We start from the raw sequence: 24,670 nt of genomic DNA, 5'->3' as shown, positions 1-24,670 counted from the left end.
TGACGTCCGAAATCAGGCGTTTGAAAGAAAGCGTAGGATGCAAAGTTACGCGGGAAACTTTTTGAAACGAATTTCGATTAATTTTTCATGCCCGCTTTTGTGGGCTTTCTATTTTGTGTTAATCTCGCCAAAAAATTCCGAGGCATGAACACCTTCAAAGGGCAAGCCGGCTTAAGACTGGCAGTCATTTATCCAAACTACAAGGGAACCTATGTCTTCCTACAAAGAACTACTCGCACAGCGCGAGAAGCTTGAAAAGCAGATTGAAGAAGCGAAGTCGCGTGAATACGCAGAAGTATTGAATGAGATCAAGCAGAAAATGGCCGACTACGGCATCTCGCTGACCGAACTAGGCGGTGGCCGCGCAGCGAAGGGCGCTAAAGCCGCTCGTCCGCGCGCAGGCGTCGCGCCGAAGTATCGTGACCCGGACAGCGGCAGCACGTGGTCGGGCCGTGGCAAGCCGCCGCGCTGGATCGCAGGTCTGGACCGTGAGAAATTCCTGATCCAGAAGTAATGCCCGTGGGCGGCAAAGTACTGCCTCGGCCCGCTGGTAATACGACTTGATCCAGTCAGTTGCGCTTAGCGCGCGCTGATCTGGCCAAAGAAAGCCGCGTACCGTTCAGGGCGCGGTTTTTTTGTTTGTGCGGCGTATTCGTGTGGTATTTTGCCGCGCGCACTTCGGGAATTGAACGCGAATGCTTTTCGTTTAGATAACCACATGATTTAAAAGGAATTTTTAGATTTTCGCCGTCTGCGTCGAAGTGCCGCGGGTAGAATACGGGGACGCACTTTTTTCACCCCATTTCACGATGCCTTCCGCCTCCACCGCCCAATCCGCCGAGAAACATAGCGTTGCGCGCAAAAGCACGTTTGTGAGTATTGCGCTCAATGCGGTGTTGATGACACTGCAAATCGTCGTCGGCCTGTTTGCGCATTCTCAGGCGCTGGTTGCCGACGGTGTCCATTCCCTCGCCGATCTGATTTCCGATTTTGTCGTGCTGTTTGCCAATCGGCATAGCGGCGCGAAGCCCGATGCCGATCACAATTACGGACATAGCCGTTATGAAACGGTGGCTTCATTATTTTTGGGCGCGTCATTGATTGCGGTGGGTGTCGGCATGTTGTGGCGTGCTGGCACACGCCTCGCCGACTTGCAAAGCATTCCCGCCGTGCATGCGAGTGCGCTCGCGGTCGCGGTGCTGGTGCTGATCTCCAAAGAGAGCCTGTTTCGCTACATGCTGCGTGAAGCGCAGCGCGTGCGCTCGGCCATGTTGATCGCGAACGCATGGCATGCGCGCTCGGACGCTGCGTCGTCGCTGGTGGTTGCGATCGGCATTGTCGGTAGCCTTGCCGGCGTGCGTCTGCTCGATCCGATTGCCGCGGCGATCGTCGGCTTTATGGTTGCGCGCATGGGCTGGATGTTCGGCTGGGACGCGCTGCAGGATCTTTCCGACCGCGCGCTCGACGAAGCCGCCTCCGCCGACGTCCGCGCGTTGCTGCTCGCGACCCCCGGCGTGCGCGAAGTGCATGAAATGCGCACACGCAAGATGGGCGACTTCGCGCTCGTCGACGCGCACATCCTGGTCGATCCGCTGATCTCCGTCTCCGAGGGGCACTACATTGCCGAATCGGCGCGCCTGCGAGTGCTGAGCGACAACCGGGTACTCGACGCGCTGATCCACGTCGACCCTGAGAACGATGCGGTGTCGCATCTGCCTGTCGATCTGCCGGCGCGGGAGCGGGTGATCACGGAGGTCAACGCGGCGTTGGCGGCGGGCGGTATGCAGGCCGCCGCAGTCAACATCCACTACCTGAGCACGGGGCTCGACGTGGAGGTGGTGCTACCGGCGGCTCCGCCCCGTGTTTCGGACCGCGAGCGTGGCGCGTCGACGCTCAGCCAGATCGATCTGGGAGAACTCAAGCGTCGTTTGGGCGCCCGCAAGCTGGAGGTGTTGCAGGAATTGGAGGTACTCCCGGCAAGAACCGGTGGCGCAGCGGCCGATCGTGCCAAAGCCGCGGAATCGCACGGCACCGTCTGATTACTGACTCGACGAGCGTCGATAAAACAGGCGCCGCGCAGGCGAAGGGCGGCAGCGTCACCCCGTCAAGCGATCACAATGGCAATTGCGTATCGAACTTGATTTCGCGCAGCACGACGCTCGTGCGCACTTGCGCAACGGCGGGAATCTTGAAGATGCGTTCGTGCAGAAAGCTGTCGTACGCCTTGATGTCGGGCGCGACGATCTTGAGGATGTAATCGGATTCGCCGGTCGTGCTGTAGCACTCGGTGACTTCGGGACAGGTGGCGATTTCCCGCTCGAACTGTTCGACGCCGCCCTCGGTATGACGCGTCAGGTGAATATGCGCAAGCGCGCACACATGCAGTCCGAGCTTTTCCCGGTCGAGCAGCGCCGTGTAGCGCTGGATGACCCCCGATTGTTCCATGTCCTTGATGCGTCGCCAGCAAGGCGTGCTCGACAGGCCGACCTGGTCGGAGATCTCTTGCACGGAACGGCGGGCGTCCAGCTGCAGCAAGCGCAGGATTTTTTGTGAGAACGTATCGAGTGTCAACTGCGCCTCCGTTTGCGTCGCCGTATCAACGCATGGTAGAGGGCGCGAAAACGAAACGCAATGTAAAACGGCTTCGGCGAGGGAGATCGCCTAATTTGCCGGTTCCTCAGCGGCGTTTTGTCCTGAGCCGTCCCCATCTTTAGCCGCCCCGAGCAAGGCGGCCTGACTCGCGCGCAGGTCTTTCAGCATGTTGCAGAAAAGCGCGCCCTGTTCGATTGCGTCGTCCAGCGCGACGTGGGTATGCGGATGCTCGTCGAACCAGTGTTTCGGGAAGCGCGGCTTGATGTTCTTGCGGTACGGCAGGCCGGTCATCGCGAAGGCGAGCGTCTTGATGTCGAGTGCGGACCACGAAAACGGGCAGCGGCCGACGAACCGCATCATGTACCAGAACATGTAGGTGAAATCGAAGCCGGCGGGCATCGCCACGAATACCGGCTTGCCCGGCAACGCCTCCACCCAGTCGACGTAGGCCGTCAGCGCGGCCTCGGGCGTTTGCAAATCCTTGCGGCAGGCCGCCCATGCGTCGGGCTGGGTCTTCCACCACGCTTCCTGAACAGGATGCGGCGCGGCGCCTTCGAGCAATTCGAGATTCGCCGAGAAGGTGGCGATCAGCTGCTTGTCTTCCGTGTACGCGGCTGACGCGAAACTGAGCATCGAATGCGGACCGGGGATCGGGCCGTCCGCTTCGACATCGGTGCTGACGTAGATTTCGCTGCTCATGCCTGCACCCCGTCGGCAACATACGGATTGGTGCGCCGTTCCGCGCCGAATGTGGAGGTGGGACCGTGGCCCGGCACGAAGGTGACGTCGTCGCCGAGCGGCCAGAGTTTTTCGCGGATCGAGCGCACCAGGTCCGCATGATTGCCGCGCGGAAAATCCGTGCGGCCGATCGAGCCGGCGAACAGCACGTCGCCCACCAGCGCGAGCCGGTGCGCGCGGCTGAAGAACACCACGTGGCCGGGCGTGTGCCCCGGGCAGTGATAGACCTCGAGGGTCTCGTCGCCGAACTGCACGGTGTCGCCGTCGTGCAGCCAGCGGTCCGGTTCGAATGCATCGGCGGCGGGGAAGCCGAAGCGCGTGCTTTGATCCGGCAGCTTGTCGAGCCAGAAGCGCTCGTCGGGATGCGGGCCTTCGATCGGCACCCCATAGTGCGTGGCGAGCGTCTTCGCGCCGGCGCAATGATCGATGTGGCCGTGGGTCAGGAAGACTTTCTCGACCGTCACGTTCTGCCGCGCGATCTCGCCCTGGATGACGTCGAGGTCGCCGCCCGGATCGACGACGGCCGCGCGTCCGGTCGCCTCGCAAACGAGCAGCGAGCTGTTCTGCTGGAACGGCGTGACGGGGATCAAGGTGACTTTCATGGGGGACGGCGCCGCTGGAAAAACGTTGATTGTACCGGCGTCTCGCTCGTGCTCGCCGAGCCGTTGAAGCCCGCCGGGGCGGGGCTTTTGTCTGCTCATTTTTGCGGCAAATGTGAGAATTCATCAAGCTTTTCATGTGCTTGGCATCTCAAAATTTTGTTTTGGGTATAATGGACCCCATGCACAGGTCACTGTGTTGTCACACGGCGATGCGTCCCCATCAAAAATGGACACGCGGATCGCCATTCAAGTATGGGCTGTCGCGTTTGTCGACGGCCATCAAGTATCGATGCGTTCGATGCACACGTCTTGCCCAGCCAGGCGCCACGCGCCTGCAACGGACTTAATTGCCGTGACGCTGGGTGGGGCCTACGCCGCCGTTCCTGTGCGCTGAGTTGCGCGCGCAAGAACGTGTTTGCCACGTTCGATGGCGGCATGTGGGGTCTGGTCAGGCTGCCGGGGACAGGTTGCGCCAGACGTGAAAATTAACCGTGCGGTAGCGGCTGAATGAGCCGCATCCGGGCTTTGACGTACTGCGCTCGTCTGCGCGGCGCGTTGTCGTCCTTTGCCGCCGGAGTCGCAGGCAACACGCATAACTTTTCGCGTGATGCGGCTCGACAATTTGATACGTCTTATGAAAACTCGGTTGACCCGCAGTCTGGGGACTCTTTTTGCCTTTTTTGTGCTGGCCGGCTGTGCCACGCCGCCAGGCGCCACCGACACGTCCGCAAACGACGTGCCGCGCAGCACGAAACATGCGCAATCGAGCACCTTCGGACCGCAATCCTACGGTAGCGCGCCGGCCTCTGGCCCGGCTGCCCAAGGCACGCCGTTGGCCGACGCAAAGCCACTGACGGACGACGGCGCGGACGTGTCTGACTTCCATCAGACGGGTCGCGCTTCATGGTACGGTCGTTTCTTCCATGGCCGCCGTACCGCTAACGGCGAACGTTACGACATGCACGCGCTGACGGCCGCGCATCGTACGCTGCCGCTCGGCTCGTATGTGCGCGTGACCAATCCGGCCACCTCGCGGTCGGTCATCGTGCGTATCAACGACCGGGGTCCGTACGCGCGTGGCCGCGTGATCGACCTGTCGGCCGCCGCCGCCGCTGCGCTCGACATGCGTCACGCCGGGACGGCGAGCGTGCGGATCGAAGGTTTGACGCAGCAGGAAGCGCGCGCCGAACTCAACGAAACGCTGGCGTCGACCTCGGGTTCGAACGCCGAGAAATGATGTAGCTGCGTCTGGCGCGCCTACAGCGTCGCGCAGCACGGCGGCCACGCACGCAGTGGCTGTCTCCGCAGAAAAACGAAGGGCCGCGCGGTTCAGAACTGCGCGGCCCTTTAGTTTTGTCCGTTCGTTTTACTCTCCGTCCGCCTTCAGGGCCAACGCGCGCGCGTACAGCGCGTTGCGCGACGCGCCGGTGATGGCCGCCGCCACCTTCGCCGCGCTGCTCACCGTCAACTCTTCCAGCAGGATGCGCAGCAAGGCGTCGTGATCGTGTTCGCCCGCGGCTTCCGGCGATGCGCCCTCCACCACCAGTACAAATTCACCGCGTTGCCGATTCGGGTCGGCGGCGAGCCACGTTGGCCCTTCGGCCAGGGTGCCGCGATGCAGCGCTTCATGTAACTTCGTCAGTTCCCGCGCGATCAGCAGCTTGCGCTCGCCGCCGAACGCGTCGGCCAGCGCCTGCACCGTTTCGATAATCCGGTGCGGCGCTTCGTAGAACACCATCGCGTGCGAATGTTGCGCGAGCGTCTGCAATGTCGCGGCGCGGGCTTTTGCTTTCGGCGGCAGGAAGCCGAGGAACGAGAACGTCGCGACCCAGTCGCCGGCTGCGCTCAGCGCGGTCGCGAGCGCGCTTGCGCCGGGCAGGGGGATGACCGGAAAGCCGGCGTCACGGACCGCATCGACGAGTTTTGCGCCGGGGTCCGAAATGCCGGGCGTTCCTGCGTCGGACACGTAGGCCACGCGTTCGCCCGCTTGCAGATGCTCGATCAGACGCAGCGCCGCGGCCCGCTCGTTGTGCTGATGCACGGCGACGAGCGGCTTCGAGATGCCGTAGCGCGCGAGCAACTGGCCTGTGTTGCGGGTGTCTTCGGCAGCGATGCGGTCCACCAGTCCGAGCACATGCAACGCGCGCAGGGTGACGTCGGCGATGTTGCCGATCGGCGTGGCCACCACATACAGCGCAGCGGCAGGGTACTGCTGCCCTTGCGCGAGTTCGGAGAGAGGAGTCATGAGGCAGAAGACGCAAACAGACGGAATGAGGCCGCCATTGTGCCACGTGGGGGTGCGCGGGTTAGGCGGGGAGGGCGATCGGCACGACGGTCGGACTTCGAGGGAGCGGACGAGTGCGCCGACAGGGGCGAAGGCGCGGAGGACCGAAGCGTCGGCGACCGCGGTGACTACTGTCACGCCGACAACGACATCCCACGCAGCGCCCATGCCCTACAACTTTTCCAAACCCAGCGGGTCCAAGCTCGTCGGTGCGGCTTTCGAGGTGCGTGCGCGAGAATTCCTGCAACGCCAGCGCTTGCGGCTCGTCGCACACAACGTGTCGTGCCGGAGCGGCGAGATCGATCTCGTGATGCGCGATCGCGACGGCGTGCTGGTGTTCGTCGAAGTCCGCGCGCGTTCGCAGCGTTGCTACGGCGGCGCGGCGGCTAGCATCGGCTGGCGCAAGAAGCAGCGCATCGTGCGCGCGGCGCAGCACTACCTGGCGACCCGCAGTGACGGTTCGCGAGATCAGCCAGCCTGCCGTTTCGACGTGATTGCTTTCGACAGCGGCCGGCTTGTCTGGCTGCGCGACGCGTTTCGCGCCGACGAAGTCTGACGCCTTGCGCGGAGAACGCGTGTGAGTGCGATAAACTTGCGCTCGCGTGCGGGCCGTGAGGCAACGCCGACAACACAGTAACAGCGCATTACGCAATGCTTTTTGCGCTCGGGCACTGCGTTGCCGGCGAGGTTCATCGGCATAACGCGACTTCTCAATACGACTTCACAACACGGCCGCGCAGTGCGGTCCATTCGCGGTAGAAGATAGAGACTCGATGTCAGTCGAACGCATTCAACAACACTTCCGCGACAGCGCGGCAGTCAAACTCGAAGCCCTCGAAACCCTGTCGATGCCGATCGCCGCTGCGATCGACACGATGTTCGCCGCGCTAGCCAACGGCAATCGCATTCTTGCATGCGGCAACGGCGGCTCGGCGGCCGACGCGCAGCATTTCGCAGCAGAGCTGATCGGCCGGTTCGAGCGCGAGCGGCCCGGCTTGCCGGCAATCGCGCTGAGCACCGACACGTCCGTGCTGACCGCCATCGCCAACGACTATTCGTTCGAACAGATTTACTCGAAGCAGGTCTGGGCGCTCGGCCAACCGGGCGACGTGCTGCTTGCGATCACCACCTCGGGCAACTCCGCGAACGTGCTTGCCGCGATCGAAGCCGCGCACGAGCGCGAAATGATCGTGGTCGCGCTGACCGGCAAGGGCGGCGGGCGCATCCAGGAAGTTTTGAGCGATACGGACATTCATGTATGCGTGCCGTCCGACCGGACCGCGCGCGTTCAGGAAGTGCACTTGCTGACCATCCATTGTCTATGCGACGGCATCGATGCCATGTTGCTGGGCGAAGACTGAGACTGATTCCGAAGGAGAGCTAGTTGATGAGCGTATTCCGCATCAAGAAGACACTGGTGAGAACCGTGCTGGTGGTTGGGTTTGCGGCGGGGCTGTCGGCAACGTTGCAGGGCTGCTTTCTTGCCGTCGCCGGCGCGGCGGGCGGCGGCGCGCTGGTGGCGACCGACCGGCGCACGCTCGGCGCGCAGACCGAAGATCGCGAGTTGCAAGTGAAGGCGATGTCGCAGATCAGCCAGAATTTGCCTGATAGCGCGCATGTCAACGTGGCGGTGTTCAACCGCCGTGTGCTGCTGACGGGCGAGGTCGCGGGCGACGCGTCGAAGCAGCGCGCCGAGAGCATCGTGCGCGGCTTGAACAACGTCAATACGATCGTCAACGAACTGGCGATCATGCCGGCCAGCTCGTTCTCCTCGCGTACCAACGACACGTATCTTGAAACGCGTGTGAAGACCGCGCTGATCGCCGAGAAGAATATTTCGGCGAACAACTTCAAGGTGGTGGCCGAGCGGGGCTCCGTGTATTTGATGGGGCTCGTCACGATGGATGAAGGCAATCGCGGCGCCGACGTCGCGAGCCGCGTGCCGGGTGTCGTCCAGGTCGTGAAGGTGTTCCAGTACATTCAGCCGCAGGAAGCCGCGGCGGCGGCCACTGCGGCAGCCACGGCACCGGTTGCCGCTTTGCAGCCGGATGCGGGCGAGCCGACGGTCGGCGCGATTCCTGATTCGTCGGTGAGTGCGCGGCCGTTGGAGCAGCAGGCGCCTGCGCCGGTCAGCAATTCGAACTCGGTGCGTCCGGGTAATCCGAAGGCTGCGCCATGAGACGTGGTGTTGTTGTCGCCGCCGCGTTGATGGTCGGCGCGGTGGCGGGTCTCGTTGCGACGGCGGCATGTGCTGCTCCCGATGCGCAGCGCGGGAGGACGGTCGCCACTGCGAATGCCTGTATGGGATGTCACGCGGTGGACCGCAAATTGGTCGGTCCGTCGTTTCAGCAGATCGCCGCGAAATACAAGGGCGATGCGCAGGCGCAGGTGAAATTGGCTCGCAAGGTGAAGGAGGGCGGCTCCGGCGTGTGGGGCATGATTCCGATGCCGGCACATCAATCGATGAGCGATGCGGATATTCGTGCGGTGGTGGATTGGGTGTTGGCAGGGGCGCCAGAGAAGTGATCCGGAGGGTGTTTGCCAGGCGTTGGGGCTTGGCAAAAGAGAAAATGGCTGTGCTAGAATTGTTCGCACGTTGGGGGGGTAGCTCAGCTGGGAGAGCGTCGCGTTCGCAATGCGAAGGTCGGGAGTTCGATCCTCCTCCTCTCCACCAATAAGATTTGTTCAAACGCAAAAACCGGCTTTTAGCCGGTTTTTGCGTCTCTACCCCAAGCTCGCAAAGCTAAATCTAGCCCCCAAGCATCCAGCCTACGTCCTCTGCAATAACCCCATCCCCACCCCCCCACCCGAAACCCGAAAAAACGCCACCGCCTCATTCAACTGCTGCCCCTGATCCTCCATCGACCTCGAAGCCGCCGCCGCCTCCTCAACCAGCGCAGCATTCTGCTGCGTAACATTGTCCATCTGCGTAATCGCCAGGTTCACCTGCTCGATCCCACGGCTTTGTTCGCTCGACGCTGCCGCGATCTCCGACATGATGTCCGTTACCCGTGCGACGGCGTGCGTGACCTCGCTCATCGTCTTGCCCGCTTCACCGGCCAGCGTCGACCCGTCGCGAATCTTGCCGACAGAGTTGGCGATCAGATCCTTGATCTCCTTCGCCGCGCTCGACGATCGCTGAGCCAGGCTTCTGACTTCGCTCGCGACCACCGCGAAGCCGCGTCCCTGTTCGCCCGCGCGCGCGGCTTCGACCGCCGCGTTCAACGCCAGAATGTTCGTCTGGAACGCAATGCCTTCGATGATCCCCGTGATGTCCGCGATCTTCGTCGAGCTATCGCTGATGTCCTGCATCGTGTTGACCACCTGGCCGACCACCGCGCTGCCTTTCTGCGCCACCGACGAAGCATTCGCAGCAAGCGCGCTGCCTTGCTGCGCATTGTCGGCGTTCTGTTTCACGGTGGACGTGAGCTGCTCCATGCTCGACGCCGTTTCCTGCAGCGACGCGGCTTGCTGCTCGGTACGCTGACTCAGGTCCATGTTGCCCGCCGCGATCTGGCGTGCCGCGCCCGCGATGCTGGCACTACTGTCGCGCACGCGTCCAACAATCGCCGTCAACCGTTCGTTCATCTCACGCAAGGCGCCGAGCAGTTTGCTGGTCTCGTCCCTGCCGTCGACGACGATGCGCGTGCGTAGATCGCCTTGTGCCACGGTGCGCGCGACATCGATCGCGACGCGCAGCGGCCCGGTCACCGCGCGCGTGATCAGCACGCATGCGCCGATCGCGAGTGCGACCGCAGCCAGGCTGATCGCAATCAGCAGATTGCGCTGGGTCTGGAAGTGCGTCGCGTAGTTGTTGATCAACTGTTCCTGTCGGCCGTGCGTGTAGTCGGCGTATGCGTCGGTCGCGCGGACCAGCGCGGCAAGCAGCGGCCGGCACTGCTCGTCCATCTTGACGATCGCGTCGTCGCGCTTGTTGTTGAGCGCGAGATTGACGATGTCGGTTGCCACCGGCCCGTACGCAGCCTCCACGCGATTGATCCCGGCGACGAGGCTGCGCGCTTTGTCCGACGTGTCGGTCGCGGTCGCAATCATCTCGTTGAGTTTTTTCAGATTGGCTTGCACGTCTTCGTGCGCACGCATCACGTCGGCTTTCTCGATGTCGATATCCTGAGGTTTGGTCACGAGCACCAGATTGCGCGCCGCGATTGCGCGGCGGTCGACGGCAGTTCGCACCTGCATCGCCATCTTCGCGCGTGCGTTGATGCCGCGCACGAAGCTCGAAAAGCCTTCGGTCGAATCGCTCAACGCCTTCAGGGATAGGCCGCACACCACGACGACGATGAGTGACAGCATACCGAACCCGGCGATCAGCTTGTTTTTGATGGTGAGGTGCTTAAGTGTCACGATTTTATTTTCTCCAGTAACGAAACGTGAAAGCGTTCGCATGGACTCTCAGGTCCGGGTAGGGAACGTCTATCTGGCCGTCGAACCCCATGGCGGCCTTGCGCGTCGATCCCAAGACTGATTGCCACGCGCACCATTAACCGCAGCGCATTGACATCAGCCAAATGGGTACCCCATCTACTGGATATCGGACCGAATGAAGCCCGACTGAAGGGAGTCGGGTATTTGCTCATAACCTTGCACGCGATCACCGAAGAAAAAGGAATTTTTGCTACTTTTCGCGTACTTAGGCGCGTGATGAAAACATCGGGTTGTCGAATGTCATTTCATGGCGACCGCAGTAGCCAGACTATGAGTCTTACGCGGAAATCCGAAAAAAGCTTGGCCGGCACGGCGTTCATCGTTATGATTGAGCAATCACTCATTTAATGCCGTCAATTGAGGCAAACCCAGCATGGCCCGTCCGAAAAGCGAAGACAAACGCAACGCCATCCTTGCGGCCGCCGCCGAGGTGATCGCCGAACAGGGGCTGGGCGCGCCCACCGCGCGTATCGCGAAGCTGGCGGGGGTGGCCGAAGGCACGCTGTTCACTTACTTCGCCAACAAGGACGACCTGCTAAACGCGCTGTATCTGGACATCAAGGCCGAACTGCGCGACGTGATGATGAGCCGCTATCCCAGGCATGCGAGCGTGCGGGAACGTGCGCACTATGTATGGAACCAGTTCGTCGATTGGGGCGTGGCGCAGCCGCAAAAACGTCGTGCGATGGCGCAGTTGAGCGTGTCGGAGCGCCTCACCGACCATACGCGGGCCACCGGCATGCAGTCGTTCGCCGATATCCACGACATGATTCAGACGAGCGTCGCGAGCGGCGCGTTGCGGGATCATCCCCCGGCTTTCGTGTCGGCGATCATGAGCGCATTGGCGGAAACGACGATGGACTTCATCGCACGGGAGCCGGCTGACGCCGAGCGCTATCGGGAGGCTGGCTTCGACGCGTTCTGGAACGCGATCGTTCGGCACTGAAGTTTTTTTGAGCAGTTAATGAGTGATTACTTACTCAATAAATGGAAAGGAGTACAGTATGGCCAAGGTCTGGTTGGTTACCGGTAGCGCCCGCGGACTCGGGCGCGAAATTGTCGAAGCCGCTTTGCAGGCAGGTGAGCGGGTCGTCGCGACGGCGCGTGATCCGCGTCGGCTGGCGGATCTGTCGGCGCGCTATGGCGAGCGGGTTTGCGCGCTCGCGCTCGACGTCACCGATCCGCAGGCTGCGCGTCACGCCGTGCAGATGGCGGTCGACACATTCGGCCGGTTGGACGTGGTGGTCAACAACGCGGGCTTCGGTCACCTCGCGCCGTTCGAGCAAACCACCGACGACGACTTCCGCGCGCAGATCGACACCAATTTCTACGGCGTCGTGAACGTAACGCGAGCGGCGTTGCCGGTTCTGCGGCAGCAGCGGGCCGGCCATATCATCCAGATTTCGTCGGTGGGCGGGCGCGTGGGGATTGCGGGGCTGAGCGCGTACCAGGCCGCGAAGTGGGCGGTCGGGGGCTTCACTGAAGTGATCGGCCAGGAGCTCGCGCCGTTCGGCGTCCATGTCACCGCACTGGAGCCGGGCGGCATGAAAACGGAATGGGGCACCGAGGCGGCCGGCGCGACGCCGGAATTATTGCCGGACTATGTGCCGTCGGTCGGCGCGGTGACGAAGATGTTGCAGCAGTACGTGGGCCACGAAACCGGCGATCCGGCTAAGGTCGCACAAGTCGTGCTGAAGCTCGCATACCACGACGCGTTGCCGGCGCATCTCTTGCTCGGCAGCGACGCATTGCATTTCTGCGGTGAGAGCGACAAGGCGCGCGCCGCGAGTGCCGACGCGTGGCGCGCGGTCAGCGCGGCGACGGATTTCTCCGCGCCGGCGCCGCTGCCGGTTTTTCCCGGCAAGGCATCGGCGTAAGCCTGAGCCCGCCGGCCCCAACGCAACCCGAGGACGAACGAGATGACGAGCTGGACCACGGCGGACATTCCGCCCCAGAACGGCCGGCGGGCGGTGATCACCGGCGCGACCGGCGGGCTGGCTCTGGAAACGGCGCTGGCGCTGGCATTGCCGTGCGCCTGTGGGACAGATCGGAAGCATTGACCAACACGCGCTGGACCGGCGCGACTCTGGAGCACGCATCATGAAGGTTCTTATTTTTGGCGCGACCGGCATGGTCGGGCAGGGCGTATTGCGCGAATGTCTGCGCGCGCCGGACGTCGAGGTGGTGCAGACCGTGGGACGCACGCGTAGCGGCCAACTCGATCCACGCCTCGTCGAAGTGATTCAGCCGGACATGATGGACTATCGCGCGATGGACGCGTCGCTCACGGGGTTCGACGCGTGCTTCTTCTGCCTCGGTGTTTCCTCGGCGGGGATGCGGGAGGCGGACTACACGCGGCTCACCTACGATCTCACGATGGCGGCCGCGCAAACGCTCGCCCGGCTCAATCCGCAGATGACCTTCGTCTACGTGTCCGGCGCGAGCACCGACAGCACCGAACACGGCCGCAGCATGTGGGCGCGAGTGAAGGGACGCACGGAGAACGCGTTGCAACGGCTGCCGTTCAAGGCCGTGTATCTGTTTCGTCCCGGCGTGATTCAACCGCTGAACGGCGCGCGTTCGAAGACGCGTTCATACCGGTTGTTTTACGCGCTGGCGAAGCCGTTCCTGCCGACGCTCCGCGCGTTGTTGCCCAACCTGGTGCTGAGCACCGAGGACATCGGGCTCGCGATGCTGGCGGTCGCACGCAATGGCGCGCCTAAAGCGGTGCTCGAAACCGCGGACATTCGCGCGCTTAGTCGCGGGGCATCCGCGCCCGCGCTCGATTTGCGCGCGGGTTGATGCATCATCGGTAGCTGCGGGCAAAGCTGACTCCGCGCGGTGTTGCATGCTCATGCAACACCACGGCACACGCCATCCCCAGACTTTCTTCGCTCCGCCAACCCCATCCGCGCAAGCTTCTCGCCACGCTTGCCAGGCCCAATAGCACTCCGTACACTCGCGCGTAATTCCCGGACCACGCCCGACCACGCGCCGTCCGGCACCCATCCCCGTCACGCCGAACAGAGGAGAACCCCCGCCATGGCCGATTCCTATTTCCCCCGCTGGCGCCGCCAGTCCGCTGCGGCCGAGGGCAGCGTCGTCGGTACCGACGAGCGCCTCGCCTGGCCGCAAATGTTCGCGATGGGCATTCAGCACGTCGTCGCGATGTTCGGGTCGACCGTGCTGGCCCCGTTGCTGATGGGCTTCGATCCGAACCTCTGCATCTTCATGTCAGGCATCGGCACGTTGCTGTTCTTCGTGCTGGTGGGCGGGCGCGTGCCGAGCTATCTCGGTTCGAGCTTCGCATTCATCGGTCTCGTGATCGCGGTGACGGGGTACGGCGGGCATGGTCCGAATCTGAACATTCCAGTGGCGTTGGGTGGGATCATCGCGTGCGGCGTGGTGTACGCGATCATCGGTCTGATCGTGTCGGCGGTCGGCACCCGCTGGATCGAGACGCTGATGCCGCCGGTCGTGACGGGCGCGATCGTCTGCGTGATCGGTCTGAACCTCGCGCCGATCGCGGTGCGCGGCGTGAGCGGCAGCAACTTCGATTCGTGGATGGCGCTCGTCACGGTGCTGTGCGTGGGCGCAGTCGCGGTGTTCGCGCGCGGCATGCTGCAGCGCTTGCTGATTCTGATTGGCCTGCTGATGGCGTACGTCATTTACGCGATCGTCACGAACGGCCTCGGCATGGCTAAGCCGATCGATTTCTCAGTCGTCGCGAACGCTGCGTGGTTCGGCATGCCGCACTTCACGGCGCCGGTCTTCGATCCGCACGCGATGGCCCTGCTCGCGCCGATCGCGGTGATCCTCGTCGCGGAGAATCTCGGCCACATCAAGGCGGTGAGCGCGATGACCGGCCAGAACCTCGACCGCTACATCGGCCGCGCGTTTCTCGGCGACGGGCTCGCGACCATCGTGTCCGGTTTTGCGGGCGGCACCGGCGTGACGACCTACGCGGAAAATATCGGCGTGATGGCCGTGACCAAGATCTACTCGACGCTGGTGTTCGTGATCGCCGCGGTGATCGCGCTGGTGCTGGGCTTCTCGCCGAAGTTCGGCGCGGTGATCCAGACCATTCCGGGACCGGTGCTGGGCGGCGTGTCGATCGTCGTGTTCGGGCTGATCGCCGTGACCGGCGCGCGCATCTGGGTCGTCAACAAGGTGGACTTCTCCGATAACCGCAACCTGATCGTCGCCGCGGTGACGCTCGTGCTCGGCGCGGGGGACTTCTCGCTGAAGCTCGGCGGTTTTGGCTTGGGCGGGATCGGCACCGCGACGTTCGGCGCGATCATTCTGTACGCGTTGCTGCGCAGGAAGCCGACGCAAGGGCCGGTGGCCTGATTTTCATTCGTCGATAGGCGCTGGCTGACGCAGCGAGGCGACCTGCGTCGCTTAGCGCCAGGTGGCCAGCGGCGCCGGCTTCATGTGTCATCTCATGACCGGGAAAAGCCGGGGCCTCGCCTGCCGCAAAACTCGCTCTATTTTCTCCGCGCCGTCAGCGCCGTCTCCGACAAATCCACCTCGCGCATCAGCTTGTTCCACGTCTCGTCGTTGATCTCCTGAGTCTCGCGCAACGCGAGCAATGCCTTGCGCTCGGCGCGCATGGCCGCCAGCTTCATTCTGAACTCAAGCGCATCGGCGCGGCGTGCCAGTTCGCGTCGCTCCTGCTCGTCGTCGAGCGTGGCGAGGCGGCGCCGGTACAGATCCATCACCCGCGCGGTCACGTCCGCCGCATACGCCGATTCCGATTCATCCAGATCCGCGCACTCCTTGTCGTGCATCTCGTCGACCGCGCGAATCGCGGCTTGCGCGGCCATCGTGCGGGCGAGTGCTTCCTCGGCGGCATGCGGGTCCTTGCCTCGCCGCCAGCCGCGCAACAGCACCGGCAGCGCGCCCACTGCCACCAGCAGCGACAGCAGGATCACACCCGACGCGATGAAAACCGCCAGATCGCGGCCCGGCAGCGGCGAGCCATCCGGCAGCGACACCGGCAGCGACAGCACGCCCGCCAGCGTCACCGCGCCGCGCACGCCGGCCACCGTCGTCACCGAGACCATGCGTAAGCCCGGCACCGCGTTCGTCACGCCTTGCTTCGCCGCGCCGCGGCTCGCGAACCAGCGCAGAAACCACACCCACACGAAGCGCATCGCATACAGCGCGGCCGCGACCGCCGCGATGTAGCCGATCAGCAGACCGACCTGCGCGTCGCTGGTCTCGTGGGCGTCGAGCAGGGCCCGGCCGAGAATGTGCGGAAACTGCAGCCCCAGCAGGATGAACACCATGCCGTTGAAGACGAACTCGATCATCGTCCACGTGCTCGCGGCGCGGATGCGCGACGCCACCGAGCCCGCGTTCGCCACGGCCGCGTAATTCATCATCATGCCGGCCGAGACGGCGGCGAGAATGCCCGACCACTCGAAACGCTCGGCGGTCAGATAAGCGGCGAACGGAATCAGCAGCGTCATCACGACGCCGGGCGCGGGGTCGCCATCTTCGCTGAGGTTCAGAAAGCGCGTCGACACGAAGCTGAACAGTGCGCTCACCGCCGCGCCGACCGCGAGACCACCCACCGCGATGATCACGAAACTGAGCGACGCTTCGCGCAGCGAGAACACGCCGGTCAGCGCCGCGGCAATCGCGAACTTCAGCGCGACCAGGCCCGAGGCGTCGTTCATCAACGCCTCACCCTCGAGAATATGCATCAGCCGGCCAGGAATCTTGTCCTTGCCGACGATGCCGGAGAGCGCCACCGCATCGGTCGGCGACAGCACGGCGGCGAGCGCGAACGCGACCGGCAGCGAGATCTCCGGCACCAGCGCATGCACGAAGTAGCCGACTGCCAGCACCGTCATGAATACGAGGCCGAGCGCGAGCATCAGGATCGCGCGGCGCGCCATGAAGAACTCGCGCTTGGGAATGCGCCAGCCGTCCGCGAACAGCAGCGGCGGAATGAACAGCACCATGAAGATTTCCGGATTGAAGGTGACGTGCAATCCGAGTTTCGGCCAGGCGAGCAGCGCGCCGATGGCGATCTGCACGAGCGGCAGCGGCAGCTTGAACGGCAGCGTGCGGGTGAGGACGCCGGAAGCCGCGACGGCAAGCAGGAGAATCAATACGGTGAAGACTATTTCCATCGGTCTGTGGGTGCGGATATAACGGGGTTTCCTGGAGACTTCGACGCGGCCGCTCGACGCGGGCTCCGCGCAGCGTTCACGACACGCAGAGCCAAAGTGTAGCCCGATGACGCCTTGGGTCATTACGAGCGCGGCGTGAAGGCGGCGCGGCGGCGAGCGAGCAGGGCGGTGAACATGGCGGCACACACGGTGGCAAGCACGGGGGAAATGCGGCCCGCGCAGCGGCAAGCTCGGTGGTAACGGCAGCGGCAAACGCGGTAGAAAACATGGCAACAAACGCGGCAACAAATGCGGCAACAAGCGCAGCAACAAACGCAGCAACAAACGCGGCGGCAAACCCAGCCCCCACTGCAGCAACCGCCCCGCGCAACCCACTCACCTCGCCACGCACCTCAACGGTGCGCCTCACGCCCACGTCCGGCGCATGAACCCTTGCACCGGTGCAATCTTTCGAACAAATTTCAACCGAATGTGCGCCAGCGTGCGCATGGAGCTTGCTTAAGCAGTAGCGATGACGCACATTTGAAAAGCGGCGCCGAGGTATTTGTTTCCGAGTTCGGACCGGGCCGGCTATTGCGTGAGAGGACTGCATGACGATTGCGCAACAGGATAGGACGGCGAGCGTGCCGCATGGTTTCGACGTCGAGGTAGCGTCGGGCCTCCAACGTTATTCCGTACAGCACGGCGAGCTGACGCTCACCAGTGTGTTTCAGCCGATCTTCAGCCTGTCGCATATGCGGGCGGTCGGCTACGAAGGGCTGCTGCGCGCGCACGACGCGCTCGACCGCGCCGTGTCGCCACTCGACGTGTTCGGTGAAGCCGCGCGCCTCGGCGACGTGATGCAAGTGGATCGGCTCGCCCAGACGCTGCATCTGGAAAACTTCAAGGTACTCGGCGCCGAGCGCGAGTGGCTGTTCCTGAACGTGCATCCGGGCGCGCTCACCGATCCGTATCATTCCGCGGCGTTGCTCGCCAGTCTGAAACGGCTCGACCTGCCGCCGCGGCGCATCGTGCTCGAAGTGCTCGAACAGAGCGCCGAAGACCTGGAGCGGCTCGCCGAGGCGGTGCGCCAGTTCCGTGAGCGCGGCTTCCTGATCGCGCTCGACGACTTCGGCGCGGGCCACTCGAACGTCGAACGGATCTGGCAGTTGAATCCCGACATCGTGAAGCTCGACCGCATCATGCTGTCGCACGCTGCGCATCGCGCCGATATGGCGACGATTTTGCCGGGGCTCGTCGCCTTGCTGCACGAAGCGGGCAAGCTCGTGCTGATCGAAGGCGTGGAAACGGAGCATGAAGCGCAGATGGCGCTCGCTTGCAATGCCGACTTCGTGCAGGGCTTTTTCTTCGGCCGGCCAAATCCCGGCGCGGTCGATCCGGTGCACGCGGTCGCCTGCATTGGTGAGCTGACCGAGCGTTATCGCGATCAGGCAGAAGCACGCGAGCGCCGCAACGCGAGCCGGCTCGCGCCGTATTTGCGCGCCTTCGAGCGCGCGGCGGAGCGGCTTGCCGCCGGTGAACCGCTCGAGGAAGTGTGCTGGAATTTCCTTGCGCTCGACCACGCCGCACGCTGTTTCCTGCTCGACGCGAAAGGCCGGCAGGCGGGCCGCAACGTTGTGCTGCGCGCCGATCGCGCGGCGCATGAAACGCGCTTTTTGCCGCTGGCCGACGCGCAAGGGGCGAACTGGCTGCGTCGCCCGTATTTCCGCGATGCGATCAATGCGCCGGAACGCGTGCATGTGACGCGCCCGTATCTGTCGATCAACGAGGCGTTGCCGTGCGTGACGCTGTCGGTGGCAACCCGTGTCGGAGACCAGACCTGCGTGCTGTGCGGCGACATCGACTGGGTGGACGAAGAGCGCTTCTGAGATGATGTCGTTTTTAACGACACCTGGCTGCGCTCATGTCCGTTCTGCTCGAAGTCATTGCCACCACCGTTGCCGATGCGCGCGTCGCGGCGCAAGCGGGCGCCGATCGTCTCGAACTCGTCACCGCGATGGGCGAGGGCGGCCTGACGCCGAGCGTCGGCCTGATCGAAGCAGTGGTCGCGGCAGTCGCGATTCCTGCGGCCGCCGTGCCGGTGAACGTGATCGTGCGGCCGCATAGCCGCTCGTTCGTGTACGACGCCGACGACTACGCGGTGATGCTGCGCGACGTGCGCGCGGTCAAGGCGGCGGGCGCCAACGGCATTGTGATCGGCATGCTGAACGCTGACGGCACGATCGACCGCGAGGGACTCGCGCGTACGATCGATGCGGCCGATGGCATGGCCATCACCTTTCATCGCGCGTTTGACGAAAGCCGCGATCTGCGCGAAGCGCTCGACGTGCTGCTCGGTTTCGACACGGTGACGAACGTGCTGACGTCGGGCGGCAAGCCGTCGGTGCTGCACGCGCAAGCAACGATTCGCGAGATGGTGCGGCAAGCTTCCGGCTCGCCGTGCACGGTGCTGGCCGGTGCGGGTTTGACGGTCGATGCGGTTGCCGGATTCGTGAGCGCAACGCAAGTTGAAGCGGTGCATTTCGGATCAGGCGTGCGCGTGGGCGGCAACGGCCTCGCACCGGTCGCTGCGGAAAAAGTCGCGCGAGTCAGGGCATTGCTGGATGCGAGTCCGAGCGCCGCGTGAGGTGGATGACGCGAGGGCATCGTCACCTCAGAGGGCAAAGAAAAGCCGCTTCGAGATTGCACTCGAAGCGGCTTTTCTCATTCACATTGCACGACGGCGTATAGCGCCATTGCAAGGCTACTTCGACTACTTCGTCACCACCACCGGAATGCCGCGCAACTGTCCCGCGCCCTTCATCTCTTCCAGCGACTTCTTCACCGCTTCACCCGTCGCCGGATCGATCTGCAAGCGTGCCGCCAGATCACGTTCGCCGCGCTTCACGCCGGCCAGATTCGCCAGCTTCACGTGACCATAGCCGCGCACACGCGCATGCAGATCGGCGAGCTTCGCGACGTCTTCCAGATTGTTCGCGCCAAGCCTGGTGAGCGCGCGCAGCAACGTGGTTTCGTAATCGCCCGCGAGTTCGCGCTCCATCCTGCGCTCCAGCGTGCGGCCGAACGGATCGAGCGGCGTGCCGCGCAGGCCGCGCCATTTGGCGAGCATGCCGAGCACCGGCCACATCCATTGACCGAAGGTTTTCTTGGTCGGATTGACACCCGGTTGCGCGCGCGTGAGCGTCGGCGGCGCGAGGTTGAACTTGATGCCGAAGTCCTTGCCCGCCACGCCTTCGAATTGCGCTTCGAGCGCTTCACGGAACGCGGCATCCGTATGCAAACGCGCGACTTCGTATTCGTCTTTCACCGCGAGCAGACGATAGAACGTCGTGGCGACCGCACGCGTCACGCGCTCGCTCGTCGCATCGACGGCGGTCTCCGCGCGGCGTGCCGCGTCCACCAGCGTGCGATAACGCTTCACATACGCCGCGCCGCCATAAGTCTGCAGACGTCCCTCGCGATGCGCGATCAGTTCGTCGAGCGTATCGACGCGCACGGTCTGCTTCGCCGCGTGCCGCGTCTGCCACAACGATTCGAGCGCGGCCGGATCTGCGGCGGCCAGCCGGCCGATTGAAAACGCCAGTTGATTCATCGTCACCGCGACGTTGTTCAATTCGATCGCACGCATCATCGCGGCGAACGACACCGGCACCAGACCCAGTTGCCAGGCATAGCCAAGCATCAGGATGTTCGCGCCGATCGTGTCGCCGAGAAAACGCGTGGCGAGCGCCTGGGCGTCGCACGTCGACATGCGCTCGGCGCCCGCCGCGTGACGCATCTTGTCGATCAACGCGTCGGCGTGCAGCGTCGCGTCCGGATTCTGCACAAAGGTCGCGTTCGGAATCGCATGCGTATTGACGACGATGCGCGTGCGGCCATGACGCACCGTTTGCAATGCATCGGCACTCGCGCCGACCACCATGTCGCAGGCGAGCAGCACGTCGGCCTGTTGGGTGTCGATGCGGACCTGGTTGAGCCATTCGTCGCGCGCGGCGAAGCGCACGAACGACAGCACCGAGCCGCCTTTCTGCGCGAAGCCCATGAAGTCGAGCACGGAAGCGCTCTTGCCTTCCAGATGCGCGGCCATGCTGATCAACGCGCCGACCGTGACCACGCCCGTGCCGCCGACGCCCGTCACCAGAATGTCGTACGGCGCGGCGTCGAGCTGCGTCGCGGGCATCGGCAGCGCGTCGACGCGAGCGGCCAGCGCCGGCGGATCGAACGCGGCGCCCGCGGCTTTTTTCAGCTTGCCGCCTTCCACCGTGACGAAGCTCGGGCAAAAGCCGTTCACGCACGAATAGTCCTTGTTGCACGACGATTGATCGATGCGGCGCTTGCGTCCCAAGGCCGTTTCAAGCGGTTCCACCGATAAACAATTCGACTGCACGCCACAATCGCCGCAGCCTTCGCAGACTTCCTCGTTGATGAACAGACGCTTGTCCGGATCGGGGAATTCGCCTTTCTTGCGGCGACGCCGTTTTTCCGCCGCGCAGGTCTGGTCGTAGATCAGCACGGTGACGCCGTCCGTGTCGCGCAACTCGCGCTGCACGGTGTCCATTTCACTGCGATGGTGGAACGTCGTGCCCTTTGGAAACAGATCGTGGTGGCCGTCGTATTTTTCCGGCTCGTCGCTGACCACGACGAAACGCGACACGCCTTCGGCTTCCACCTGACGCGCGATCTGCGGCACCGAGATGCTGCCGTCGACCGGCTGACCGCCCGTCATCGCGACCGCGTCGTTATAGAGAATCTTGTACGTGATGGTGGTTTTCGCGGCGACCGCCTGGCGAATCGCGAGAATGCCGGAATGGAAGTAGGTGCCGTCGCCGAGATTCTGGAACACGTGGCGCGTTTTCGTGAACATCGAATGCGAGGCCCAGTCGACGCCTTCGCCGCCCATCTGGATCAGGCCGGTGGTATCGCGCTCCATCCACGAGGCCATGAAGTGGCAGCCGATACCGGCTTGCGCGATCGACCCTTCCGGCACCTTGGTCGACGTGTTGTGCGGGCAGCCCGAGCAGAAGTACGGCGTGCGTTTCACGCTGTCCGCTGCGTTCGAGAGGATTTGCGGCGCGACGAGATCGACGACGCGTTCGCGGCGATCGAGCGCGGGTTTGTGCTTCGCGAGCCAGTTCGCGAACACCGGCAGCACGCGCGACGGCCGCAATTCGCCGAGCGACGACAGCAGCAGGGTGCCGTCCTCGGCATGCTTGCCGACGATGACCGGCCGCGCGCCTTGCGTGCGGTTATACAGGTAGTCCTTGATCTGCTGCTCGATGACCGGGCCTTTCTCCTCGATCACTAGCACTTCCGACAAGCCGGCTACGAACGTGTCGATGCGCGTCATCTCCAGCGGGAACGACAGGCCGACCTTGTAGATCCGCACGCCGGCCGCTTCCAGATCGGCGACCGTCAGATCGAGCCGGCGCAGCGTTTCCATCAGATCCAGATGCGCCTTGCCGCACGTGACGATGCCCACGTTCGCGTGCGGGCTCGGCGCGATCCATTTGTCGATGCTGTTCACGCGCGCGAAGTGGCGCACCGCGTCGAGCTTCGCGTGCATGCGCGACTCGATCGTGAGGCTCGGCAGATCGGGCCAGCGATTGTGCAGGCCGCCGGCGGGAACGGTGAAGTCCTGTGGAACGGCCCAGTCGGTTTGCAGTGCATCGAGATCGACCGTCGAGCCCGATTCGACCGTTTCGGAAATCGCCTTGTAGCCGACCCACGCGCCCGAGAAGCGCGACAACGCCCAGCCGTACAGGCCGAATTCGAGCATGTCGGCGATGTTCGACGGATTCACTACCGGCATGTGCCACGCCATCATCGCGAAGTCGCTCTGATGCGGCATCGACGACGACACGCAGCCGTGGTCGTCGCCGGCCACCACCAGCACGCCGCCGTGCGGCGACGAGCCGTACGCGTTGCCGTGCTTCAGCGCGTCGCCCGCGCGGTCGACGCCGGGGCCCTTGCCGTACCACATCGCGAACACGCCCTCGACGGTGCGTTCGGGGTCCGCTTCGACCCGCTGCGTGCCGAGCACGGCCGTGCCGCCGAGTTCTTCGTTGATCGCCGGCAGAAAGCGGATATCGCTTGCCGCGAGCAGTTTGTTCGCTTTCCACAACTGCTGGTCGACCATGCCGAGCGGCGAGCCGCGATAGCCGCTGATGAAACCGGCGGTGTTCATGCCGCGGGTCTTGTCGAGTGCGCGCTGCATCAATGCGAGGCGCACTAAAGCCTGGGTGCCGGTGAGGAAGATTCGGCCGCGCGTCGCGGTGAGATTGTCCGACAGCTTGTAGTCGGCGAGAGCGGGTGTGCCGTCGATGGGCAGACGAGCGGTCATGGGTGAGTCTCCATGCAAGGTGATTGCTGTTTTGCATCCGCGCGCGAGGGTAGGGACCACAAAGGCACGCTGCGGAAGAGACTCTATTTTTTAGCGCCGATTAGAGAGAATTTTTTCTACTTTGATGATTAAGCCGCAAGCAGGCGCGACGAGCCGCGCTTTTTAGCGGGTCTTTGAGAGGGATCTGCCACGCGGCGGCGCGGTTCGGGTATGCCCTGGTGCATTTCGGGTGCTGTCGGCGCTGCCGGATGCGCGCTTGTTGCGACGCTTATCGAGCCAATTAGCGAGCCAATTATCGAGCCGCGGCTTTGACGGGGCCGTTCGCGCCAATGGACGCCGCATCGAGCGGCACGATCTCATCGAAGTGCGAATAGTCGATATGGGTCACGCCGTCCTTCTCGCTCATGATGTCGACGAAACGATGCTGCCAGTAGATCTGATCGCAACGCCACGTGTGGCGCGCCTGCATGGTTTGCGAAGTCGATTCGTCGACCCCTTCGAACGTGAGCAGCAGCGACGTGTCGCTCGCTTCGAGCGTCGCGGCGGTTTCGCCGAACAGCGGACTGCTTTCGTCGATGATATGCATCACCGACCAGCCCAGCTTGAACACCGGATGCTGATCGCGCACCAGCGTCAGGTCGTAGAGCTTGCGCAGCGTGAATCCTTCGGCGGAGGTTTCCTCGCGCATGATGCGCAGCCGCGCGCGGGCCTCGGCAATCACGTTCTGACGCGCGTTGGCGGCGCGCACCATCAGCGTCATGCGGCCGTCGAGCGGACGGACGACCGCGTAGCGCGCGAACATGATCTTCGCGTGGGGACGCGAAAAGCGCGCGAAGATCAGCCCCGTCGCCAACGCTATGCCGGACATGCCGACGAAGATTTCCAGCGTCGCGATCCAGTGTGCGTAGACGGTTTGCGGGTGCATGTCGCCGTAGCCGACCGTCGCGAGCGTTTCGACGCTAAAGAAAAATGCGCCGCCGAAACCCGCCGGATACTGATTGGCGATCGGCGCGCGGCCAAGCATGTAAAGCGCGGCGAACGTCATGTTGAGCAACATGAACAGCACCGCGAGCGAGACGAAAAACGTCGGCCAGGGCACCACCAGCGCGCGGTGATAGAGGTCCTGCCAGAACCGCGTGGGCATGCCGTGCGCGATGATCACGCGATCGTCCAGACGGAGTTCACGGCTGCCGCGCGCACGACGTTTTGGCGCGCTCGGTTCGGGCTCGCCGATGCCGGAAAAACGGTCTGACGATTCAGTCGCCATCGCATGCTCGTAGGATGAAAACGGACAAAGCGTAGCACGGTGACGCGGCGGGAGAAGGGATCAGGCGGCGACGAAGGAGGGGCTATGTTGTGGGTGTTCGTGCGCGGGTGATGCACGCAGCGGTACTCACGGGGGGGGGCGTGCAGCGACGTTCGTGCTTGTGTCCGTATGGCTTGCACTGCACGCGTGAGGTAGATGCAACGCATTCGGCTGCACACTCGCGCGGACACCGCGCAACGCGTTGCCAATCCGCGCGAC

General features: G+C 63.7%; 22 protein-coding genes and 1 tRNA gene. 15 read left to right on the top strand and 8 right to left on the bottom strand.

What is annotated here, in order from left to right:
• Positions 1-211: 211 nt before the first annotated feature.
• A complete protein-coding gene (locus tag PQQ53_RS01100) occupies positions 212-514 on the top strand; it encodes an H-NS histone family protein (RefSeq protein ID WP_007179626.1) in 303 nt (100 codons plus the stop codon).
• A gap of 295 nt (positions 515-809) precedes the next feature.
• Positions 810-2,039 carry a cation diffusion facilitator family transporter gene (locus PQQ53_RS01095; protein WP_408139623.1) on the top strand — a complete coding sequence of 410 codons (1,230 nt, stop codon included), beginning with the start codon at positions 810-812 and terminating at the stop codon, positions 2,037-2,039.
• 73 nt (positions 2,040-2,112) lie between these two features.
• Here PQQ53_RS01095 and PQQ53_RS01090 read toward each other — a convergent pair whose 3' ends face one another.
• The 3 genes from PQQ53_RS01090 to PQQ53_RS01080 form a co-directional block, all read right to left on the bottom strand.
• Positions 2,113-2,571 carry an Lrp/AsnC family transcriptional regulator gene (locus PQQ53_RS01090; RefSeq protein ID WP_012431468.1) on the bottom strand — a complete coding sequence of 153 codons (459 nt, stop codon included), beginning with the start codon at positions 2,569-2,571 and terminating at the stop codon, positions 2,113-2,115.
• 90 nt (positions 2,572-2,661) lie between these two features.
• Positions 2,662-3,291: a 3'-5' exonuclease family protein gene (locus PQQ53_RS01085; RefSeq protein ID WP_408139621.1), complete on the bottom strand. Its 630-nt coding sequence runs from the start codon at positions 3,289-3,291 to the stop codon at positions 2,662-2,664.
• Positions 3,288-3,932 carry an MBL fold metallo-hydrolase gene (locus PQQ53_RS01080; RefSeq protein ID WP_408323114.1) on the bottom strand — a complete coding sequence of 215 codons (645 nt, stop codon included), beginning with the start codon at positions 3,930-3,932 and terminating at the stop codon, positions 3,288-3,290. Before PQQ53_RS01080 ends, PQQ53_RS01085 begins: the two co-directional genes overlap by 4 nt.
• A 634-nt stretch (positions 3,933-4,566) precedes the next feature.
• On the opposite strand from PQQ53_RS01080, the gene PQQ53_RS01075 reads away from it, so the two are divergent.
• Positions 4,567-5,169 (top strand): septal ring lytic transglycosylase RlpA family protein, encoded by a 603-nt coding sequence (locus PQQ53_RS01075; protein ID WP_408139618.1) that lies wholly within the window; start codon positions 4,567-4,569, stop codon positions 5,167-5,169.
• Positions 5,170-5,298: 129 nt separating this feature from the next.
• Here the strand turns inward: PQQ53_RS01075 and rsmI are convergent, their stop codons facing one another.
• On the bottom strand, positions 5,299-6,177 hold the full coding sequence (gene rsmI / locus PQQ53_RS01070) for a 16S rRNA (cytidine(1402)-2'-O)-methyltransferase (protein WP_408323113.1): 879 nt from the start codon (positions 6,175-6,177) through the stop codon (positions 5,299-5,301).
• A gap of 205 nt (positions 6,178-6,382) precedes the next feature.
• Here rsmI and PQQ53_RS01065 point away from each other — a divergent pair, with 205 nt between their 5' ends.
• The 5 genes from PQQ53_RS01065 to PQQ53_RS01045 all read left to right on the top strand — a co-directional run bounded on the left by PQQ53_RS01065 (position 6,383) and on the right by PQQ53_RS01045 (position 8,890).
• Positions 6,383-6,772, top strand: a complete 390-nt coding sequence (locus PQQ53_RS01065; protein WP_408139615.1) for a YraN family protein — start codon at positions 6,383-6,385, stop codon at positions 6,770-6,772.
• Between the two features lie 217 nt (positions 6,773-6,989).
• Entirely contained in the window at positions 6,990-7,577 is a 588-nt protein-coding gene (locus PQQ53_RS01060; protein WP_408323112.1) for a phosphoheptose isomerase, read from the top strand.
• Positions 7,578-7,603: 26 nt separating this feature from the next.
• Positions 7,604-8,395, top strand: a complete 792-nt coding sequence (locus PQQ53_RS01055; protein WP_408323111.1) for a BON domain-containing protein — start codon at positions 7,604-7,606, stop codon at positions 8,393-8,395.
• Complete coding sequence (locus PQQ53_RS01050; protein WP_408139610.1) at positions 8,392-8,742, top strand: c-type cytochrome; 351 nt, start codon at positions 8,392-8,394, stop codon at positions 8,740-8,742. The genes PQQ53_RS01055 and PQQ53_RS01050 overlap by 4 nt, the downstream gene beginning before the upstream one ends.
• Before the next feature lie 72 nt (positions 8,743-8,814).
• A tRNA-Ala gene (locus PQQ53_RS01045) sits at positions 8,815-8,890 on the top strand.
• 95 nt (positions 8,891-8,985) lie between these two features.
• Here PQQ53_RS01045 and PQQ53_RS01040 read toward each other — a convergent pair.
• Positions 8,986-10,581: a methyl-accepting chemotaxis protein gene (locus PQQ53_RS01040; protein WP_408323110.1), complete on the bottom strand. Its 1,596-nt coding sequence runs from the start codon at positions 10,579-10,581 to the stop codon at positions 8,986-8,988.
• Positions 10,582-11,035: 454 nt separating this feature from the next.
• Here PQQ53_RS01040 and PQQ53_RS01035 point away from each other — a divergent pair, with 454 nt between their 5' ends.
• The 5 genes from PQQ53_RS01035 to PQQ53_RS01015 all read left to right on the top strand — a co-directional run bounded on the left by PQQ53_RS01035 (position 11,036) and on the right by PQQ53_RS01015 (position 15,012).
• Complete coding sequence (locus PQQ53_RS01035; protein ID WP_408149191.1) at positions 11,036-11,608, top strand: TetR/AcrR family transcriptional regulator; 573 nt, start codon at positions 11,036-11,038, stop codon at positions 11,606-11,608.
• Positions 11,609-11,666: 58 nt separating this feature from the next.
• Entirely contained in the window at positions 11,667-12,539 is an 873-nt protein-coding gene (locus tag PQQ53_RS01030) for an oxidoreductase (RefSeq protein WP_408323109.1), read from the top strand.
• Between the two features lie 42 nt (positions 12,540-12,581).
• The gene (locus PQQ53_RS01025; protein ID WP_408323108.1) at positions 12,582-12,722 is read left to right on the top strand and encodes a hypothetical protein; all 141 of its coding nucleotides are present in this window, start codon (positions 12,582-12,584) and stop codon (positions 12,720-12,722) included.
• Between the two features lie 40 nt (positions 12,723-12,762).
• Entirely contained in the window at positions 12,763-13,464 is a 702-nt protein-coding gene (locus tag PQQ53_RS01020) for an NAD(P)H-binding protein (protein WP_408149197.1), read from the top strand.
• Positions 13,465-13,704: 240 nt separating this feature from the next.
• Entirely contained in the window at positions 13,705-15,012 is a 1,308-nt protein-coding gene (locus tag PQQ53_RS01015; RefSeq protein ID WP_408149199.1) for a solute carrier family 23 protein, read from the top strand.
• A 137-nt stretch (positions 15,013-15,149) separates the two neighbouring features.
• Here the strand turns inward: PQQ53_RS01015 and PQQ53_RS01010 are convergent, their stop codons facing one another.
• The gene (locus PQQ53_RS01010; protein WP_408323107.1) at positions 15,150-16,805 is read right to left on the bottom strand and encodes a Na+/H+ antiporter; all 1,656 of its coding nucleotides are present in this window, start codon (positions 16,803-16,805) and stop codon (positions 15,150-15,152) included.
• 590 nt (positions 16,806-17,395) lie between these two features.
• Between PQQ53_RS01010 and PQQ53_RS01005 the strand changes: the two genes are divergently transcribed.
• The gene (locus PQQ53_RS01005; RefSeq protein ID WP_408323106.1) at positions 17,396-18,673 is read left to right on the top strand and encodes a sensor domain-containing phosphodiesterase; all 1,278 of its coding nucleotides are present in this window, start codon (positions 17,396-17,398) and stop codon (positions 18,671-18,673) included.
• A gap of 35 nt (positions 18,674-18,708) precedes the next feature.
• Complete coding sequence (locus tag PQQ53_RS01000) at positions 18,709-19,431, top strand: copper homeostasis protein CutC (RefSeq protein WP_408156586.1); 723 nt, start codon at positions 18,709-18,711, stop codon at positions 19,429-19,431.
• 126 nt (positions 19,432-19,557) lie between these two features.
• Here the strand turns inward: PQQ53_RS01000 and PQQ53_RS00995 are convergent, their stop codons facing one another.
• Together PQQ53_RS00995 and PQQ53_RS00990 are read right to left on the bottom strand one after the other, a co-directional pair.
• Positions 19,558-23,145 carry an indolepyruvate ferredoxin oxidoreductase family protein gene (locus PQQ53_RS00995; protein WP_408323105.1) on the bottom strand — a complete coding sequence of 1,196 codons (3,588 nt, stop codon included), beginning with the start codon at positions 23,143-23,145 and terminating at the stop codon, positions 19,558-19,560.
• A gap of 292 nt (positions 23,146-23,437) precedes the next feature.
• Positions 23,438-24,412 (bottom strand): ion channel, encoded by a 975-nt coding sequence (locus PQQ53_RS00990; RefSeq protein WP_408156590.1) that lies wholly within the window; start codon positions 24,410-24,412, stop codon positions 23,438-23,440.
• Between the last annotated feature and the right edge of the window lie 258 nt (positions 24,413-24,670).

The organism is Paraburkholderia strydomiana, from assembly GCF_046030495.1.
Classification (GTDB): domain Bacteria; phylum Pseudomonadota; class Gammaproteobacteria; order Burkholderiales; family Burkholderiaceae; genus Paraburkholderia; species Paraburkholderia strydomiana_A.
Note: the sequence above shows the minus strand (reverse complement) of the source record. Positions and strands in the feature narration are given on the sequence as shown.

Excerpts from the sequence above, each read along its gene's own strand:
- PQQ53_RS01050 (WP_408139610.1), top strand. The coding sequence starts at position 8,392 with ATGAGACGTGGTGTTGTTGTCGCCGCCGCGTTGATGGTCGGCGCGGTG.
- PQQ53_RS01020 (WP_408149197.1), top strand. The coding sequence starts at position 12,763 with ATGAAGGTTCTTATTTTTGGCGCGACCGGCATGGTCGGGCAGGGCGTA.
- PQQ53_RS01035 (WP_408149191.1), top strand. The coding sequence starts at position 11,036 with ATGGCCCGTCCGAAAAGCGAAGACAAACGCAACGCCATCCTTGCGGCC.
- PQQ53_RS01055 (WP_408323111.1), top strand. The coding sequence starts at position 7,604 with ATGAGCGTATTCCGCATCAAGAAGACACTGGTGAGAACCGTGCTGGTG.
- PQQ53_RS01085 (WP_408139621.1), bottom strand. The coding sequence starts at position 3,291 with ATGAGCAGCGAAATCTACGTCAGCACCGATGTCGAAGCGGACGGCCCG.
- rsmI (WP_408323113.1), bottom strand. The coding sequence starts at position 6,177 with ATGACTCCTCTCTCCGAACTCGCGCAAGGGCAGCAGTACCCTGCCGCT.
- PQQ53_RS01030 (WP_408323109.1), top strand. The coding sequence starts at position 11,667 with ATGGCCAAGGTCTGGTTGGTTACCGGTAGCGCCCGCGGACTCGGGCGC.
- PQQ53_RS01080 (WP_408323114.1), bottom strand. The coding sequence starts at position 3,932 with ATGAAAGTCACCTTGATCCCCGTCACGCCGTTCCAGCAGAACAGCTCG.
- PQQ53_RS01015 (WP_408149199.1), top strand. The coding sequence starts at position 13,705 with ATGGCCGATTCCTATTTCCCCCGCTGGCGCCGCCAGTCCGCTGCGGCC.
- PQQ53_RS01010 (WP_408323107.1), bottom strand. The coding sequence starts at position 16,805 with ATGGAAATAGTCTTCACCGTATTGATTCTCCTGCTTGCCGTCGCGGCT.
- PQQ53_RS01075 (WP_408139618.1), top strand. The coding sequence starts at position 4,567 with ATGAAAACTCGGTTGACCCGCAGTCTGGGGACTCTTTTTGCCTTTTTT.
- PQQ53_RS01095 (WP_408139623.1), top strand. The coding sequence starts at position 810 with ATGCCTTCCGCCTCCACCGCCCAATCCGCCGAGAAACATAGCGTTGCG.
- PQQ53_RS00995 (WP_408323105.1), bottom strand. The coding sequence starts at position 23,145 with ATGACCGCTCGTCTGCCCATCGACGGCACACCCGCTCTCGCCGACTAC.
- PQQ53_RS01065 (WP_408139615.1), top strand. The coding sequence starts at position 6,383 with ATGCCCTACAACTTTTCCAAACCCAGCGGGTCCAAGCTCGTCGGTGCG.
- PQQ53_RS01025 (WP_408323108.1), top strand. The coding sequence starts at position 12,582 with ATGACGAGCTGGACCACGGCGGACATTCCGCCCCAGAACGGCCGGCGG.
- PQQ53_RS01100 (WP_007179626.1), top strand. The coding sequence starts at position 212 with ATGTCTTCCTACAAAGAACTACTCGCACAGCGCGAGAAGCTTGAAAAG.
- PQQ53_RS01000 (WP_408156586.1), top strand. The coding sequence starts at position 18,709 with ATGTCCGTTCTGCTCGAAGTCATTGCCACCACCGTTGCCGATGCGCGC.
- PQQ53_RS00990 (WP_408156590.1), bottom strand. The coding sequence starts at position 24,412 with ATGGCGACTGAATCGTCAGACCGTTTTTCCGGCATCGGCGAGCCCGAA.
- PQQ53_RS01005 (WP_408323106.1), top strand. The coding sequence starts at position 17,396 with ATGACGATTGCGCAACAGGATAGGACGGCGAGCGTGCCGCATGGTTTC.
- PQQ53_RS01060 (WP_408323112.1), top strand. The coding sequence starts at position 6,990 with ATGTCAGTCGAACGCATTCAACAACACTTCCGCGACAGCGCGGCAGTC.